General features: G+C 68.5%; 13 protein-coding genes and 1 pseudogene. 3 read left to right on the plus strand and 11 right to left on the minus strand.

Annotated features, from left to right (window positions below; all coding sequences use genetic code 11):
• Nucleotides 1-335 precede the first annotated feature (335 nt).
• On the minus strand, nt 336-2,864 hold the full coding sequence (locus tag PVW48_RS12765) for an ABC transporter permease (protein WP_274581618.1): 2,529 nt from the start codon (nt 2,862-2,864) through the stop codon (nt 336-338).
• Nucleotides 2,861-3,565: an ABC transporter ATP-binding protein gene (locus PVW48_RS12770; protein WP_274581619.1), complete on the minus strand. Its 705-nt coding sequence runs from the start codon at nt 3,563-3,565 to the stop codon at nt 2,861-2,863. Before PVW48_RS12770 ends, PVW48_RS12765 begins: the two co-directional genes overlap by 4 nt.
• 22 nt (nt 3,566-3,587) lie before the next feature.
• Here PVW48_RS12770 and PVW48_RS12775 point away from each other — a divergent pair, with 22 nt between their 5' ends.
• On the plus strand, nt 3,588-4,289 hold the full coding sequence (locus tag PVW48_RS12775; protein WP_274581620.1) for an arylesterase: 702 nt from the start codon (nt 3,588-3,590) through the stop codon (nt 4,287-4,289).
• On the opposite strand, the pseudogene PVW48_RS12780 reads toward PVW48_RS12775, so the two are convergent.
• The 5 genes and pseudogenes from PVW48_RS12780 to PVW48_RS12800 form a co-directional block, all read right to left on the minus strand.
• A pseudogene (locus PVW48_RS12780) lies at nt 4,286-6,528 on the minus strand (PAS-domain containing protein). The gene PVW48_RS12775 and the pseudogene PVW48_RS12780 sit on opposite strands and share 4 nt — an antisense overlap.
• Nucleotides 6,500-7,699, minus strand: a complete 1,200-nt coding sequence (locus tag PVW48_RS12785) for an FIST N-terminal domain-containing protein (protein ID WP_274581621.1) — start codon at nt 7,697-7,699, stop codon at nt 6,500-6,502. The pseudogene PVW48_RS12780 and the gene PVW48_RS12785 overlap by 29 nt, the downstream one beginning before the upstream one ends.
• Before the next feature lie 54 nt (nt 7,700-7,753).
• Nucleotides 7,754-8,440 (minus strand): response regulator transcription factor, encoded by a 687-nt coding sequence (locus PVW48_RS12790; RefSeq protein WP_274581622.1) that lies wholly within the window; start codon nt 8,438-8,440, stop codon nt 7,754-7,756.
• Between the two features lie 357 nt (nt 8,441-8,797).
• Nucleotides 8,798-10,564, minus strand: coding sequence for a PQQ-dependent methanol/ethanol family dehydrogenase (locus tag PVW48_RS12795; RefSeq protein ID WP_274581623.1), 1,767 nt, complete (start codon nt 10,562-10,564; stop codon nt 8,798-8,800).
• Nucleotides 10,565-10,861: 297 nt separating this feature from the next.
• On the minus strand, nt 10,862-11,281 hold the full coding sequence (locus tag PVW48_RS12800; protein WP_012179333.1) for a c-type cytochrome: 420 nt from the start codon (nt 11,279-11,281) through the stop codon (nt 10,862-10,864).
• Between the two features lie 174 nt (nt 11,282-11,455).
• Here PVW48_RS12800 and PVW48_RS12805 point away from each other — a divergent pair, with 174 nt between their 5' ends.
• Together PVW48_RS12805 and PVW48_RS12810 are read left to right on the plus strand one after the other, a co-directional pair.
• The gene (locus tag PVW48_RS12805) at nt 11,456-12,427 is read left to right on the plus strand and encodes an ABC transporter substrate-binding protein (protein ID WP_274581624.1); all 972 of its coding nucleotides are present in this window, start codon (nt 11,456-11,458) and stop codon (nt 12,425-12,427) included.
• Between the two features lie 16 nt (nt 12,428-12,443).
• On the plus strand, nt 12,444-13,154 hold the full coding sequence (locus PVW48_RS12810) for an ABC transporter ATP-binding protein (RefSeq protein WP_012179331.1): 711 nt from the start codon (nt 12,444-12,446) through the stop codon (nt 13,152-13,154).
• On the opposite strand, the gene PVW48_RS12815 is transcribed toward PVW48_RS12810, so the two are convergent.
• From PVW48_RS12815 to PVW48_RS12830, 4 genes are all read right to left on the minus strand, one after another.
• Nucleotides 13,094-13,639: a tetratricopeptide repeat protein gene (locus tag PVW48_RS12815; protein WP_012179330.1), complete on the minus strand. Its 546-nt coding sequence runs from the start codon at nt 13,637-13,639 to the stop codon at nt 13,094-13,096. The two genes, PVW48_RS12810 and PVW48_RS12815, sit on opposite strands and share 61 nt — an antisense overlap.
• A gap of 46 nt (nt 13,640-13,685) precedes the next feature.
• Nucleotides 13,686-14,477, minus strand: coding sequence for an ABC transporter permease (locus PVW48_RS12820; RefSeq protein ID WP_012179329.1), 792 nt, complete (start codon nt 14,475-14,477; stop codon nt 13,686-13,688).
• A 481-nt stretch (nt 14,478-14,958) separates the two neighbouring features.
• On the minus strand, nt 14,959-15,678 hold the full coding sequence (locus tag PVW48_RS12825; RefSeq protein ID WP_274581625.1) for an ABC transporter ATP-binding protein: 720 nt from the start codon (nt 15,676-15,678) through the stop codon (nt 14,959-14,961).
• Between the two features lie 6 nt (nt 15,679-15,684).
• Complete coding sequence (locus tag PVW48_RS12830) at nt 15,685-16,131, minus strand: hypothetical protein (protein ID WP_012179327.1); 447 nt, start codon at nt 16,129-16,131, stop codon at nt 15,685-15,687.
• Nucleotides 16,132-16,218: the final 87 nt, after the last annotated feature.

Below are 16,218 nucleotides of genomic sequence, written 5' to 3' on the forward strand. Positions count from 1 at the left end.
GCTCTTGGCCGCTCTCGCGGTTCGGGGGGCTCCCGCCCGTCGTTGCCGCACACTGCCGGGCGCAGCGCCTCCCGTTGGGCCCGGCCCGCCCCCTGTCGGGGGCGGGTAGTCGCAGCGCCGGTCCGGGTGAGCGCCAGGATGCGCGGGCGCGCTTGCCCGGCGCGACAGGCGCGGCGAGGGCACCGGCGAGCGCCCACCGTCTGCTTCATCTTTGTCCAAATACTCCGGGGGCCGTCATTGGCGCGCCATTGGTCCGAGCGACAATGGCGGCGGGGCGGAGCCCCCGCCCCGGCGACGCGCATAGCGCGGCGCAACCCCTCACCGGTCCTTGCGGGCTACTCCCGGGCGCGGAGGGTCCGGGCGGGGCGGGTGGCCAGGGGCCGCCAGGCGAAGGCAAGCCCCGCCAGCAGGGTCGCCAGCGCCCCGCCGGTGACGATGGCCAGCGCCGAGACCGGCTCGAACCGGTAGCCCGCCTCCATCACGAAGGTCATCACCCCCCAGCCCGCCAGCCCGCCGGCGAAGATCGCCACCAGCCCCGCCGCCAGCCCCAGCATCGCCGAGCGCAGCGCAAAGCTTGCCAGGATCCGCCCCCGGGTCGCGCCCACGGTCTTGAGCACCGCGGCCTCGAACACCCGCGCCCGCTCGCCCGCCGCCGCAGCCCCGATCAGCACCACGAAGCCGGTGACCAGCGTCGCCGCCGCGCCGTAGCTTGTCGCCGCGGCCAGCCCCGAGAGCGCCTCGGTCACCCGGTCGATGGCGTCGCGCACCCGGATCGCGGTGATGTTCGGCGCGTCCGCCGCCACGTCGCGCAGAAGCTGCGCTTCGGCGGCCTCCTCGGCATAGACGGTGGAGATGAAGGTGTGCGGCGCGCCGCGCAAGGCCGCGGGGTTCATGGTCAGCACGAAGCCGATCCCGGCGGTGGAGAAATCCACGACGCGGAAGCTCGTGATCTCCCCCTCGATATCGCGCCCGAGGATGTTCACGGTCAGCCGGTCGCCGAGTTCCAGTCCCAACTCGCGGGCCTCTTCCTCGGCGAAGCTGATCTGCGGTGGGCCGTCATAATCCTCGGGCCAGAATGCGCCTTCGACGATGCGGGTGTCCGGCCCGGGTGCGGTGGCATAGGTCACGCCCCGGTCGCCGCGCAGCACCCAGTGATCGCCCGCCACCTCGCGGGCAGGTTCGCCGTTGATCCGGGTGATCACCCCGCGCAGCATCGGCGCGCTGTCCACCCGCCGCACGGCCGGGTCGCCCCGGGTGCGGCTGAGGAAATCGCCGATCTGGTCGGGCTGGATGTCCACGAAGAAATAGCTGGGCGCATCGTTGGGCAGCTCTTCGGCGATCACGTTGCGCAGGTTGCTGTCGATCTGGCCCACGGCGGCCAGCACCGCAAGGCCGAGGCCCAGGGACAGGACCACCGAGGTCGTCTCGCCGCCCGGTCCGCCCACGGCCCCCAGGGCCAGGCGCAGAGCGGTCCGCCCCCGCACCATGCGCGACCGGGCGAGCCGCCGGGCGGCGCGCCGCACCAGCCAGGCCGCCCCCACCAGCAGCAAAAGCGCCCCAGCGATCCCGCCGAGCGAGCCGAGCGCCAGGGTCGGGATGCCCGAGAAGGCCACGGCACTGCCGATCAGGGCCGCGACCGCCAGCCCCAGCGCCACCATGTAGCGGCGGCTGGGCAGGTGGAATTTCGGCGCCGCCGCATCGCGGAAAAGCTCTGCCGCGCGCACCTGTTCGGTCCGGGCGAGCGGCCAGAGCGTGAAGACCAGCGCCGTCAGCACCCCGTAGAGCGCGGCCTCGGCCAGGGGCCCGGGATGGAGGCCGAAGGCCGCGGGCATGGGCAGGTTCGCGGTCAGCAGCGGGGCCGCCACGATCGGGATCGCCGCCCCGAGCACGAGGCCCAGGCCCACGCCGATCGCCGTCAGGATGCCGATCTGGATCAGGTAGGCCGCGAAGATCGTGCCCCCCTCGGCGCCCAGGGTCTTGAGCGTCGCGATCACCTGGGTCTTGCCGTCGAGATAGGCGCGCACCGCCGCCGAGATGCCCACGCCCCCCACGGCCAGCCCCGCCAGCCCGACGAGCACAAGGAACGACCCGATCCGTTCGACGAAGCGTTCGACCCCCGGCGCGGCGTTGCGGCTGTCGCGCCAGCGCATGCCGGTGTCGCGGAAGAGCGCCTCGGCCTCCTCCTCCAGCGCCTGCAGGTCCGCATCCTCGGGCAGGGCGAGGCGGTACTCGGTCTCGTAGAGGGTGCCGGGGCCGATCAGGCCGCTCTCGGCCAGCGCCTCGGTGCGCAGGATGGTGGTGGGGCCAAGGCCGAACCCGCCCCCGGCACTGTCCGGCTCGCGCTCCAGCGCGGCGGTGAGGCGAAACTCCTGCGTGCCCAGCCGGAAGGTGTCGCCGATCTCCAGCCCCATCCGGTCGATCAGAACCCGCTGCATGACCGCGCCGGGGATCTCGCCGCCCAAGGCCTCGGCCAGGGGGATCGCGGGCTCCAGCACCACCGCGCCCTTGAGCGGATAGAGGTCGTCGACCGCCTTGACCTGGGTCAGCCCGCGTTCGGGCCCGTCGGGGCCGTCGACCACGACCATGGAGCGGAACTCCACGATTTCAGAGACTTCGAGCGCGTTCTCTTCCATCCACGCCAGCTCACCCGGCTCGGCGAAGCGGTAGGTGAACTCCATCTGCCCGTCGCCGCCAAGGATCACCGCGCCTTCGCGCTCCAGCCCCTGCTGGATCGCCACGCGGACCGAGCCCACGGCGGCAATCGCCGCCACGCCCAGCACCAGGCACAACAGGAAGACCCGGAACCCGCGGACCCCGCCGCGCAATTCCCGCCGGGCGATCCGGCCCGCGACGGCCAGGTTCATTCCGCGGCCTCGCGGGGGGCGGCGGCGCTGTCGCTCTCGATCCGGCCGTCGCGCAGGCGGACCACCCGGTCGCAGCGCGCGGCCAGTTCGCGCGAATGGGTCACGAGAACCAGGGTCGCCCCGTGCCGGTCGCGCAACCCGAAGAGAAGGTCCATGATCGCCTCGCCGGTGCTGCCATCGAGGTTGCCCGTGGGCTCGTCGGCCAGGAGCAGCGCCGGGCGCGGGGCGGCGGCGCGGGCGAGCGCCACGCGCTGCTGCTCGCCGCCGGACATCTGCGACGGGTAGTGATGCACCCGGTCGGCAAGGCCCACGGCGACCAGCTCGGCCTCGGCCCGTTCGAACGCGTCGGCCGCGCCGGCCAGTTCCAGCGGGGTGGCGACGTTTTCCAGGGCGGTCATTGTCGGAATGAGGTGGAAGGATTGGAACACCACGCCCATATGATCCCTGCGGAACCGGGCGAGCGCGTCTTCATCGAGCCGGGTCAGGTCATGGCCGAGCGCCAGCACCTGCCCCGAAGACGCACGCTCCAACCCGCCAAGCACCATGAGGAGAGACGACTTGCCAGACCCCGACGGCCCGATCAGCCCCACAGTTTCCCCGGTTTCGACCTTCAGCGAGATATCATGCAGGATATCCACCGGCCCCGCGTTGCCATCCAGGCGCAGGGACACATCGGTCAGGGACAGAACGGGATCGGTCATGGGAAGGGGTCTCCGGTGGGGGATGCGGGCATTGCGGGGCGTTGCGTCTGGATATGGGGCGGATGGCGGCATTCGCAAGGCTGGCGCGGGACTTGCCGCGGCCGCGAGCGCACTGTGGCTGAGCCTTGCGCCCGCCTGGGCCGAGCCGGTGGTGGTCGCGGCCCTGGGCGACAGCCTGACCCAGGGCTACGGGCTGCCGCAGCAGGACGGGTTCGTGCCGCAGCTGCAGGCTTGGCTGGAGGCGCAGGGCGAGGAGGTCACGCTGATCAATGCGGGCGTGTCGGGCGATACCACGGCGGGCGGGCTGAGCCGGGTGGACTGGACGCTGACGCCCGAGGTCGACGCGCTGATCGTGGCGCTGGGGGGCAATGACCTGCTGCGCGGGATCGACCCGGCGGTGAGCCGCGCCAATCTCGACGGGATCCTGAGCCGGGCGGCGGCGCGGGGGTTGCCGGTGCTGCTGGTGGGGCTGGAGGCGCCGGGCAATTACGGCCTCGACTACAAGGCTGCGTTCGACGCGATGTATCCCGAGCTGGCCGCGCAATACGGGGCGCTGCACGAAGAGAGCTTCCTGGCCGCCTTGACCGCCGAGGATGACCAGGCCACGGCCTTGCGCAGCTACATGCAGAGCGACGGGATCCATCCCAATGCGGCCGGGGTCGCCAAGATCGTCGCAGCGCTCGGTCCCTCGGTGCAGGCCCTTATCGCCCGCGCCGCGCCCTAGGCGCGGAAATCGCGCGCCGATTTCAGCGCTTCGGTCAGGAACCGCTCTAGGGTGCGGGCATCGATGGGCTTGTTGAGCAGCTCGATGTTTTGCGCCGCGCAGCGCGCCCGCAGCTCCGGCGAGCGGTTGGCCGAGATCAGCCGCGTGGGCACCGCGCCATGGCGCGCCTGCACCTGCCGGATCAGGTCGAGCCCGTTCTCACCGCCGTCGAGCTGGTAGTCGATCAGCATGGCGTCCGGGGCGATCTCGATCTCGTCCAGCAGCTCGACCGCCTCGGAGGCGCCGTGCACGTCCAGAACGCTGATATCCCACTTCTCGAGCAGCAGGGTCATGGCGCGGCGCAGGTCGAGATCGTTCTCCACCAGCAGCACGATCATCCCGCTGCCCTGAAGGCCCGCGCTGCTCATCTTGGTCAGGCCGGTGTTCAGGGTCAGGTGCGGTTGCATCGACCGGGCGACGTTGACGAAAAAGCCCGAGCCCTGGCCCATCACCGACCACAGGCCCAGCGGGTGGCCGAGCCGCGCGCAGGCCCGCTCCACGATGGCGAGACCCAGCCCCAGCCCCTCGGAGGCGCTGGCCTTGGCATCGAGGCGCTCGAACTCCTGGAAGATGATGTCCTGCTTGGCCTCGGGGATGCCGGGGCCGGTATCCCAGACCTCGATCCGGATGGAATTGCCGTTGCGCCGCGCCCCCACCAGAACCCGCCCCTCGGCGGTGTACGCCCCTCGGCGGTGTAGCGGATGGCGTTGGACACCAGGTTAGCAACGATCCGGCGCAGGTAGGATGGGTCGGATTCCAGCACCACCGCACAGGGCATCACCTTGAATTCCAAACCTTTCTGGGCAGCCAGCGGGCTGAATTGTTCGCGGATGGCGTCGAACACCGTGTTCAGCGGCACCGACGACACCTCCAGCGCGGCCATGCCGGCTTCGAGTTTCGAGATGTCGAGCAGGGCGTCGATGATGTTCTCGACACTGAGCAAGGCGCGGTGGGCCTTGTGGGCGATCTCCCGCGTGGCCTCGGTCGTCTCCGGCCCGTCCAGCGCCGAGACATAGAGCTTGGCCGCCGAGAGCGGTTGCAGCAGGTCGTGGCTGGCGGCGGCCACGAAGCGCGATTTGGAGGCATTGGCCCGCTCCGCCGAGGATAGCGCATCCTCCAGCTCCAGCGTGCGCTCCATCACCCGCTGTTCCAGCAACTCGTTGACCTGGAACAGGGTGCGGGTGGCTTCGCGTTCGGCGGTCACGTCGGTGAAGCTGATCACGAAGCCCTTGTCGGGCATCTCTTGGGCGAAGACGTCGAGGATCATGCCATCCCGGCGCTTGACCTCGAAGCTGATCGGCTTGCGGTTGGTCTTGCGCATCACCCAGCGCCAGAGGTTCGCGCGGTTTTCCTCGGACTCGAAGCTCAGCTCGGCCTCGAAACGCTCCAGCAGGGACTGGAACTGCGTGCCCAGGCGGAACCGGTTCAGCGGCAGCGCCAGCAGGGTGCCGACGCGCTTGTTCCAGCCCATCAGGCGGCTGTCGCTGTCGAAGATCACCACGCCCTGGTTGAGGTGATCGAGCGTGGCGCGCAGCATCTTCGACTGCCCGTCCAGCAGCTTGTCGCGTTCTTCGCGCTCCAGCCGCATGATGTCGGTCACATCGGTCTGCATGATCACCGTGCCGCCGTCATGGGTGCGGTGTTCGGACACCTGCACCCAGCGGTCGCGCACCATGCGGTCGTTGAAGATCACGTGATTGTCCTGGTGCCGTTTCAGGCGCCGCGCGGCCCAGTCCGCGGAGCCGACCCCGTCGGGCAGGGCGAGGTACTTGCTGCGGCTGACCAGCTCCACGTAGCGCGCGAAGCTCAGCCCCGGCGTCAGCTCGGTCTGCAGATCGAGCATGTGCATCCCGAACCGGCTGTTGCACATCACCAGCTCGTCGCGCGCGTTGAAGAGCGCGAAGCCCTCCTGGATCGTCTCGATCGCACTGGACAGGTCCGCCCGCGCGCTCTCGGCGGCGCGATTGGCCTCGGCCAGCCGCGCGTTGGATTCGTTCAGAAGGTCGAGCGCATGTTCCAGGTCGGCGGTGCGCTGGCGGACCTGGTCCTCCAGCAGGGCGGCGCGTTCGAACTGGCGATAGGCGACACCGGTGCGGTCGGTATCCTGTTCGACCCGGCGCATGAGCACGCCGGTGATCTGGCGCAGCTTGGCGTTCTGCTGCTCCAGCGTATCATTCGGGTCGATCAGCCAGTCGGTCATGCAGGCTCCCGGCCTCACCATCTTCCGGCGGCGGTGGATAGATCGCCACCCCGGTCATGGTATGATTCACGTGCATTGCGTTCAGTTGTTCACCATAGGTTGAAAAGCCGACAACGCAATGCTCGGCCAGCGTGTTCGACATGCGGCCCAGAAGCTGCTTCTGGCCGGCCTCCAGCCGCCGCAGGATGCAGTCGCAGGCGATGATGGCGGCCGGTTTGACCTCGGCCGACAGGGCCTGGAATTCCCGTTCGAGATGCTCGACCAGGTGGTCGGGCTCGGCCAGGGTCAGCACCAGCCCCTCGTCGATGGCGGAAAAGAACACCAGGTCGCCCTGTTCGGTCACCTGCTGGATCGCGCGCACATGGTGGGTGCCGCCGATGGTGACCACCACCGGGTGGGCGGCGAAGGTGAAGGGGCCGAGCTGCTCGGGATCCTTGCCCAGGATACGGGCGTATTCCCGGGCGGCGGGCGCGGCATTGAGCGTACGCACGATGCGGCGGCTCGGGTCGGCCCCGGTCACCACCATCCGCCGACCCGTGGGCCGCAGGTGGTCGAGGCTGAAGACCCGCACCGGGCAGCGGGTGCGCACGAAGGTGACGATCGCCGCATCCTGGTAGGCGATGCCGTTAAGCGCGACGAAGGTTTCCTCGAACCGCGCGCCGTCCCCGGCGGACCCGCCGAAGAGCGGCACGGGACCGAGCCCCGTGGCCAGCCCGAAGGCCAGCTCATCCTCCTTGAGCGACAGCCCGTCGATCATCAGGAAGGCGAACTCGTTCTGCCAGTCGGGCGCAAGCCGCATCAGCGATTGCCGCCGCCGGATCGTGCGCCCGATCAATTCCTGGGAGTCGATCTCTTCGAGCGTGTCGATCAGCATGGTCTCAATGGCGAAATGCCGCGATGGCAGGCCGACCGCGACGATCTCGTCCTCGGTGTATCCCTCGGCTGAAATTTCGCCCGCCGTGGTGCAGGCCAGCACGGGGGTCTCGCCGAGCCGCGCGCTGGCGGCCCGGATCACCTCGCCGAAATCGGTGGAGGGGCTGACGAACAGGATGACGAGGGCGAGAGGCTCGGCGCCGAGGGCCGCGCAGAGCGTGTCCACGGGATCCGGGTCCGTGCAGAGCACGCTGGCCTGCACGACAGGCTGCGCCGCGATCTCCGGCGAGCTGAGCATCTGTGGTCCCCTCCCATGGGCCGTCTTCGCTGCGGCCCTCGTCGTGGCCCCGTATCAGGCCAAGGTATTGTCGCTCGCCACAAAATTGGCGAAATTCGCCTCCTGTGCAATCAAAACCGCCTGCGTTCGGCTCTGGACCCCCAGCTTGCGCATGATCGCGGTGACATGGGCCTTCACGGTCGTCTCGGCGATGGACAGGTCATAGGCGATCTGCTTGTTCAGCTTTCCGGCGCAGATCAGCTGCAGGATGCGGGCCTGCTGCTTGGTCAGCAGGCCGAGCCGTGCGAGCGCTTCCTCGGCGTTGTTCTGGGGGCTGTCGGCATCGGTGTTGGGCACGTAGTTCTCGGGGGTGAAGACGGTGCCGTTCTGGATCGCGTCGAACGCTTCGCGGAAGACTTCGCGCTTGGAGTGCTTGGGCACGAAGCCCGAGGCGCCCACGCGCAGGGTCGAGGTGATCATCCGGTTGTCGGCCATGGACGAGACGACCACCACCGGGGTGGAGGGCACAGCGGTCTTGAGCCGGATCAACCCGTCGAGCCCGTTCACGTCCGGCAGGTTCAGGTCGAGCACGATCACATCCGGTGTGGCGCCCTCCAGTTGGGACAGCGCGGATTCCATCGTGTCCGCAGTCGCGATTTCGTCGATGTCGGAGACCGTTCGCAAGGTCATGGAGAGCGCATCGAGAAAGAGGGGATGATCGTCCACGATCATCGCGCTTCGGAATGCGACTGGCGAGGTCATGTGCCCGTGTGTCTCCCTGCGGTATGTGCCGCGCCCCCGCGTCTGGTACGCGTTCTCGAGTGGGTCGAGCATAGGTGAAAAACCTGTGCTGGAAACCAAGCCATTGGTCTCATGGACCGGGTTTCGATGCAATCCGGCGGGGCCTGGCGCGGGCACGCGTTTTCGAAAACGCGTAAGCGGGCGCGCGCCCGCTTGGCCCCCTCCCCGGGCCGGGCGCGGATGCCGACGCGGGGCGGGTCAAGCGGTTTCGAAACCGCTTGGTCCGCGGTGCTGCCCGCCTGCGCCCGGGCTCCGGTCGAACGCAAAACGCGCGCCCGGATAGGGCGCGCGTCGCGTGAGTTGCAGTGGCAGGTTGCCTTAGTTAGCGGCGTACTGCTTGGGCAGGCGGAAGGTCCAGAGCATCCCCCCCTGGTTGAGGTAGTTGACCTTCTTGGCCACTTCGCCGCCCCAGAGCGGAACCGCGCCGCCCCAGCCGGAGATCACCGAGACGTACTGCTCGCCGTTCTGTTCCCAGGTGATTGGCTGGCCGACGATGCCGGAGCCGGTCTGGAAGGACCAGAGCTTCTCGCCGGTCTCGTCGTCGAGCGCGATGAACTCACCCTCCGGCGTGCCGAAGAACACCAGGCCACCGGCGGTGGTCATCACCCCGCCCCAGAGCGGTGCGTCGTTCTTGTAGGTCCACTTGATTTCCATCGTGTCCGGGTCGATCGCCTTGATCGCGCCGATATGGTCCTCGAAGAGCGGCTTGATGGTGAAGCCGGAGCCGAGATAAGCGGCCCCCTTCTTGTAGGTGATCGGCTCGTTCCAGATATCCATGCCCCATTCGTTCGCGGGCACGTAGAAGTTGCCGGTCCGCTGGCTGTAGGCCATGGGCATCCAGTTCTTGCCGCCAAGGAAGCCGGGCACCGCGAAGACAGTCTCGCCCTTCTTGCCATCGGCTGCTTCGGCCGGGTCGCCGGGGCGGTTTTCCTCGACGAAGATCGGGCGGCCGTTCTCGTCGATGCCGGAGGCCCAGCTGATCTGCTCCACAAAGGGAGTGGCGCCGACGAAGCCGCCATCGGCCGCATCGAGCACGTAGAAGAAGCCGTTCCGGTCGGCGGTGGCGAGGCGCTGGTTGCCCTCGCGGTCCTCATAGGCGACCACTTCGTTCACACCGTCGAAGTCCCAGCCTTCGCGCGGCGTGGTCTGGAAGTGCCACTTGATCTCGCCGGTGGCCGGGTCGATGCCGAGGCGCGAGGCGGCGTAGAGGTTGTCGCCCATGCCATCGTCGCTGGGCTCGCCCGCGCCGCGCAGGTGGCTGTTCCAGGGGGCCGGGTTGCCGGTGCCGAAGATCAGCGTGTCGGTGCGCGCGTCATAGGAGCCGCCGAGCCAGGTCGCCCCGCCGCCGGTCTTCCACATGTCGCCGGGCCAGGTCGCGTTGAGCGTGCCGGTCATGGTCGAGGGCTCGCCGTTCAGCTCACCCATGTGACCTTCGATCACCGGGCGCTTCCAGACCAGCTCGCCGGTCTCGGCGTCGCGCGCCTCGACCGCGCCGACGATGCCGAACTCGCCGCCGGAATTGCCGGTGACCACGAGGCCGTTCACGATCAGCGGGGCGGCCGTGTAGGAATAGCCCGCCTTGTAATCGTCGATCTTCTTGCGCCAGACCACGTCGCCGGTCTTCAGGTCGAGCGCCACGATGCGGGCATCGAGCGTGCCGAAGTAGAACTTGTCGCCATAGATGGCGCCGCCGCGGTTGATCACGTCACAGCAGGGCAGGATGCCTTCGGGCAGACGCGCGTCGTACTGCCAGATCTCCTTGCCGGTCTCGACGTCGATCGCATAGACGCGGCTGTAGGAGCCGGTGATGTACATGATCCCGTCATAGATGAGCGGCTGAGTTTCCTGTCCGCGCTGCTTTTCCCCGCCGAGGCTGAAGGCCCAGGCCGGAACCAGGTTTTCCACGTTGTCCTTGTTGAGCGTCTCGAGCGGCGAGTAGCGCTGCAGGTGGCGGCCCATGCCGTTGGTCAGCACGCGACTCGTATCCGCCTGGTCATTGGCCAGGTCTTGTTCCGTGATGCCTTCTGCGTAGGCCGCGCCTGTCGCGACAACGGCAGCGGTTACAGCGGCAATAAACCGATTCATGCGGTTTCCTCCATGGTGTTACTGTCCCTAAGATCCCCGAGCAGCGGGGACTCCTCTGGGCCGTTTGTCCCCCAGAATCCGCACGCGCACCTATTGCACAATAGTCGTAACCCGTATTTCAGATGCATCTTTGGGTCCCCATACAAGCGGATCATGCCCCTCCGAACCCGTTTCTGCCGACCAAAGTCGCAGGGCTGGGTCGCGCCCGGCGCGCCTTGTGCCGGCACATTCCCACCCCTGACACGCAAAACGGCGACCCAGGGGCCGCCGCGTGCGAGATCGGACAGGATGTCGGGGCTACTTGTCCAGCGACTGGTTCATCTCGACATCGGAGATGCTGGTCAGATAGGCGATGATGAAATCCTGCACGGTGCGGTCCTCGATGCCCACATGGCGCATCTTGGTGCCGGGCATGAAGCCGTCATTGTCTTCCATCCAGGCGCGCAGGGCGGCCGGGGTCCAGACGATGCCCGAGGCTTCGAGCGCGATGGAATAGTCGTAATCCTCGACGATCCCGGCCGCGCGCCCCACGATATTGTTCAGCGGGGGACCATAGCTTTCATGGTCGCTGTCCGGGGCATGGCAGCGGCGGCACTCGGCCTCGTAGAGCGCCGCGCCCGCGTCGATCTTGACTTGTTCGAATGTTGCCGGACCTGCCTGCGCAGCCGGTGCCAGCATCGTCAGGCCCAGGGCTGCGGCGGTGAGTATTCGGGTCATGTCGTCCTCCATTGCTTGCGGGAAGCCTAAGCCGGAGCCCCGCTTCGAAGAATGAGGTATGTCAAATCACGGCACCCTTTGAATGACGCTTTGGTCGTATTCGGGATGACGCTTTGGTCGTATTTCACCCCCTGCGCGCCTTGGTAGAGTGTGGCAAATCCGGGAGGGATCATCATGTTCATGACCAAGCTGTGCGCCGGGGTCGCGGCCCTTGCGATTACCACCGTGGCCGCATTGGCCGAAACACCCGTCCTGCGGGCACAGGTGCTGAAATTCGGCACCGTCAACTGGGAACTCGACACCATCAAGCATCACGGGTTCGATGCGGCCAACGGCTTCGAGTTGCAGGTCACCGGCGTGGCCGGCGGGTCCGCGGCCCAGGTCGCATTCCAGGGCGGCGAGACCGACGTGATCGTGTCGGACTGGCTCTGGGTGGCGCGGCAGCGTGCCGCGGGCAAGGACTACGTGTTCCTGCCCTACTCCAAGGCCGTGGGCGGCGTGATGGTGTCCGAAGACAGCCCAGTGCAGTCGCTCGCTGACCTCGAAGGGGGCAAGATCGGCATCGCGGGCGGGCCGCTCGACAAGAGCTGGCTGATCCTGCAGGCCTACGCGAAGCAGGCCTATGGGCTCGATCTCAAGACCGGGACAGAGCAGGTCTACGGCGCGCCGCCGCTGATCTTCAAGACCGCGCTGCAGGGGGAGTTGGACGGGGCGATCAACTACTGGCATTTCATGGCCAAGATGGGGGCCTCCGGCATGCGCCAGGTGGTCAGCGTCACCGATGCCGCGGAATCCCTCGGGCTGGACAGTGAGACCCCGCTGCTGGGCTACGTGCTGACCGGCGAGATGCTGGCCCAGCACCCCGAAATCGTGCGCGGCCTGGCGGCGGCGTCGCGCAGTGCCAAGGATCTGTTGGCCTCCGACGACGCCGAATGGGACCGTCTGCGCGACCGGATGAATGCCAACACCGATGCGGAATTCGAAGCCCTGAAGGCGGGCTTCCGCGCGGGTATCCCGGCGCCGGGCCCGGTGGACGAGGATGCGGCCAACCGGATGCTCAAGCTGATGGCCGAACTGGGGGGCGAAGAGTTGCTCGGCGCGGCCACGGAATTGCCCGAGGGTGTCTTTGTCCAGCCCGGAAGCTGATCGGCGGCCCCTGCGGGTGGCTACCGACGCCAGCACCGCGGCGGGGGCGCAAGCCGAGCCGCGCGCGCCCCTTGTCCGGCTCGAGTTGCAGGAGATGGGCTTTGAGCCCGGCGCGCCGATCCTCGGGCCGCTGACGCTGGAGGTGCGCGCGGGGGAGACCCTGGCCATCACCGGGCCGTCCGGGGTCGGCAAATCCACCCTGCTGCGGATCATCGCGGGGCTCGAGTCGCGCTATCGCGGTCGGCTGACCACGCCGCCGCGGCTGGCCATGGTGTTCCAGGAACCGACGCTGCTGCCCTGGCGGTCGGCGCTGGACAATGTCCGGCTGTCCACCGGGCTGGGGGTCGAGGCCGCGCGGCGCGCGCTGGCCGAGGTCGGACTTTCGGCCCAGGAAAAACAGTACCCGACCCAGATGTCCCTGGGCCAGCAGCGGCGGCTGTCGCTGGCGCGGGCCTTCGGGTCGGACCCGGATGTGCTGCTGATGGACGAGCCTTTCGTGTCGCTCGACCCGGACCTGGCCGAGGACATGATGGTGCTCTTTGCCCGGCTGCGGGCGGCGCGGGGGCTGGCGACGATCCTCGTCACCCATGTGGAACGGGAGGCGGAGATGCTCGCCTCGCGCATCGTGGCCCTGACCGGCAGCCCCGCGACCCTGGGCGCGGAGCGTCAGAACAAGGGCGCGTATTTCCAGTTGTCGGCGTCGGGAGTGACCTCGTCCAGATCATAGCCCGCGCCGCGCAGGCGCTGGGCGGCGACGATGCCCTCGGCCGCGGCCTCGTCCACCATCCGGCGGCCCTTGATCGGATCCTTGGCGATCCCGCGTCCGCGCAGCAAGTCTATGCCATGGTTGAGTTTTCCGACCGCATCCCCGGCCTCGGCGGCGCGGCGGTTCCACTCGGCGGCGGCATCCGGGTTCTCGTCGGCCCCGAGGCCGTTGTCGTCGAGCTGGCTCATCCAGGTCATCGCCCCGGTATAGCCGGCCTCGGCGCAATTCTCGAAAATCTTGCGCGCGTTCTCGTGGTCGCCGGACTTCGTGAGCATGTAGCCCGAGGCGCAGAGCACCATGTCGGTCTCGCCCCGGTCGGCGCGGTCCAGCATGGATTGCCAGGTCATCTCGTCGGGGTTCAGGGTGCCGCCGGGATCGACCTCCGCTTCGTCGGCCAGCGCGGGGCCGGCCAGAAAGGCACAGAGAATCAGGGGTATGGTACGCATGGCGCCTCCAGGGTTCGGGCCATGATAGCAGGGGCCGGGGCTTCGGTCATCCCTTGCGCTTGATCATGCCGCGGGCCGGGTCGTAGCCCCAGAGCGCCAGCGCCATGAACCCCGCGCAGGCCAGCGTGGTCCAGCCCAGGGCGGGCAGGTTCAGCTCGCCGTAGAGCGCGAAGCGGATCAGCTCGACCCCGTGGGTGAACGGATTGAGCGCGCAGATGTCATGCAGAAGTTCGGAACTTTCGGCCATTTTCCACAGCGGATAGAGCGCGGAGGAGAGGAAGAACATCGGGAAGATCACGAAGTTCATCACCCCGGCGAAATTCTCCAACTGCTTGATAAAGCTCGACAATGCCAGCCCGAGCGCGCCGAGCATCAGGCCCGCCACGAGCAGCGCGGGAAAGGCCAGCAGGTAGCCGTGCCAGGGCATCTGGATGCCGAAAAGCGCGGCGATGGCGAGAAACGCATAGGCCTGGGCGATGGAGATCAGGGTGCCGCCCGTGAGCTTGCAGAACAGGAGCCACCAGCGCGGCAGGGGCGAGGTCAGCAGGAGGCGCATGGAGCCCATCTCCCGGTCGTAGACGAGGCTGAGCGACGACTGCATCCCATTGAAAAGCAATATCATTCCGCACAGGCCGGGCACGATGTAGACCTCGTAGGTGATGTAGGTCTGGTAGGGCGGGATGATGCTGAGTCCCAGGGCCGCGCGGAAGCCCGCGGCGAAGACCAGCAGCCAGACGAGGGGGCGCACGAGGGCCGCAACGAAGCGCTCGCGCTGTTGCAGGAAGCGGAAGGCTTCGCGCTCGACGATGGCGAAAAGGGCGATCAGATAGGGGCTCATGGGCGCGTGCTCCGACCGTCGAAAAGGCGCGCCAGACCCGGTCGGATCGGCGTCGGGCAGGTGTCGGGCAAGTGTCGGGCAAGTGTCGGGCACATTGTCTGACAATCCGGACGCGGGGGCCGGGCAAGGACGCCGCGACAGGCACGCCCACAGCTTGCGATGCGGATCGGACGCGGGGCGCGCGCGGCGGGACAGCGCGCCCCTCGGGGGTGCGGTGCGCAGGCGGTGGCCGCGATCTTCGGCCGCTGGGGGTGAGGGCGCGCAAGCGGTTTCGAAACCGCTTGGTGGCGCGTGCGTCCGGCGCAGGCGCGAGGCGGCCGTGCCGGCGGGCTGTCTGGCAGCCGGGAGAGGGCGCGGCGCTGCGGCCTGGGATCCGGCGCGCAGTCCGGGCCCTCCGGGTGCGACCGGGCGGGGTCAAGCGGTTTCGAAACCGCTTGTCGGCGCCGGATGTCGGGCGGGGGCGCAGGGGGGCGGCGGGCGGTCATGCGGGCTGCGCCGTGACGCGGAGGAAATGCTCGGTGAGCGGGGTTGCGCCGCGGATCTCGGCGGCGGTCCCGTCGGCGCGGATCTCGCCCTTGTGCAGGATCAGCAGCTGGTCGGTATCGCGGATCTCGTCCGTGAGGTGGGTGGCCCAGAGCACGGTCAGCCCGGTCTCGGCGGCCAGCTCGTGGACATGGGCGGTGATCGCGGCGCGGGAGGCCGCATCGAGCCCCACGGTCGGCTCGTCGAGCAGCAGCACCGAGGGGGAATGGATCAGGGCGCGGGCGATCTCGGTCCGGCGGCGGTGGCCGCCATTGAGGTCGCGCACGGTCTCCCGCCGCCGCTCGGCCATGTCTAGCCGGTCGAGCGCGGCGTCGATCCGGCGGGCCGCCTCGGCCCCGGCCAGCCCGTGCAGGGCGGCGAAGTATTTCAGGTTCCGCTCCACCGAGAGCGACAGGTCCAGGGTGGATTGCTGGAACACCACGCCGATCTCGGCAAGGGCCGCGCGGGGCGTCTTGCGCAGCTCATGCCCGGCCACGGTGATGGTGCCTTCGGGGCTGGTGAAAAGCCGGGTGAGCAGGCCGAAGAGCGTGGACTTGCCCGCGCCATTGGGGCCGAGCAAGGCGCAGAACGCGCCTTGCGGGATGTCGAAGCTGACATCCGACAGGGCGCGCCTGGAGCCGTAGGAGAAGCTCAGGTTGCGGACGGACAGGCCCGTCACGCGCGTTTATTCGATGGTGATTTCAAGGCGCTGGGTCTCTCCGGTGGAGCCTGGGATACGCAGATAGTAGCTGCCCGGCTTGATGGCGACAAACCCGATTTCCATCTCGCCCGCATCGTCGAACTCGATGGAGTTGACGCCGAGGGGGCGTATCTCGAGGTCGTTGACCACGATTTCGTCGATCCAGATCGCGCGGAAGAACTCGGCCCCTTCCAGGGCAAGCTCGGCCGAGCCGTCGCCCTGGATCTCGAACTCGTAATAGGTGCCGGATGTCAGCACCCAGGGGGCTTCGGAGAGCGGCGTGCCGGAGCTGAGCATGATCGGGGGCAGGTCGGCCTTGTTGGCCGAGGACAGGATGCCCGCGCGGCCCCAGTCGCTGCGCGGAGCGCCGTCGGCGAAGCTGGCGGCGGGCAGGGCGAGGGCGGCGACGAGGGGGAAGATGAGGTGTTTCATGGGGTCTCCATCAAGTTTGGGTCACGGGTAGGCCGGGGTTCACCCCGGCGCGGCAGAGGTTTTTGGGGGGGGGAAGGTGGGGAAGTC

The sequence above is a fragment of the Dinoroseobacter sp. PD6 genome (genome assembly GCF_028807315.1).
GTDB classification, from domain to species: Bacteria; Pseudomonadota; Alphaproteobacteria; order Rhodobacterales; family Rhodobacteraceae; genus Dinoroseobacter; species Dinoroseobacter shibae.

Excerpts from the sequence above, each read along its gene's own strand:
- PVW48_RS12800 (WP_012179333.1), bottom strand. The coding sequence starts at position 11,281 with ATGACCCGAATACTCACCGCCGCAGCCCTGGGCCTGACGATGCTGGCA.
- PVW48_RS12830 (WP_012179327.1), bottom strand. The coding sequence starts at position 16,131 with ATGAAACACCTCATCTTCCCCCTCGTCGCCGCCCTCGCCCTGCCCGCC.
- PVW48_RS12820 (WP_012179329.1), bottom strand. The coding sequence starts at position 14,477 with ATGAGCCCCTATCTGATCGCCCTTTTCGCCATCGTCGAGCGCGAAGCC.
- PVW48_RS12805 (WP_274581624.1), top strand. The coding sequence starts at position 11,456 with ATGTTCATGACCAAGCTGTGCGCCGGGGTCGCGGCCCTTGCGATTACC.
- PVW48_RS12775 (WP_274581620.1), top strand. The coding sequence starts at position 3,588 with ATGCGGGCATTGCGGGGCGTTGCGTCTGGATATGGGGCGGATGGCGGC.
- PVW48_RS12790 (WP_274581622.1), bottom strand. The coding sequence starts at position 8,440 with ATGACCTCGCCAGTCGCATTCCGAAGCGCGATGATCGTGGACGATCAT.
- PVW48_RS12765 (WP_274581618.1), bottom strand. The coding sequence starts at position 2,864 with ATGAACCTGGCCGTCGCGGGCCGGATCGCCCGGCGGGAATTGCGCGGC.
- PVW48_RS12815 (WP_012179330.1), bottom strand. The coding sequence starts at position 13,639 with ATGCGTACCATACCCCTGATTCTCTGTGCCTTTCTGGCCGGCCCCGCG.
- PVW48_RS12785 (WP_274581621.1), bottom strand. The coding sequence starts at position 7,699 with ATGCTCAGCTCGCCGGAGATCGCGGCGCAGCCTGTCGTGCAGGCCAGC.
- PVW48_RS12770 (WP_274581619.1), bottom strand. The coding sequence starts at position 3,565 with ATGACCGATCCCGTTCTGTCCCTGACCGATGTGTCCCTGCGCCTGGAT.
- PVW48_RS12795 (WP_274581623.1), bottom strand. The coding sequence starts at position 10,564 with ATGAATCGGTTTATTGCCGCTGTAACCGCTGCCGTTGTCGCGACAGGC.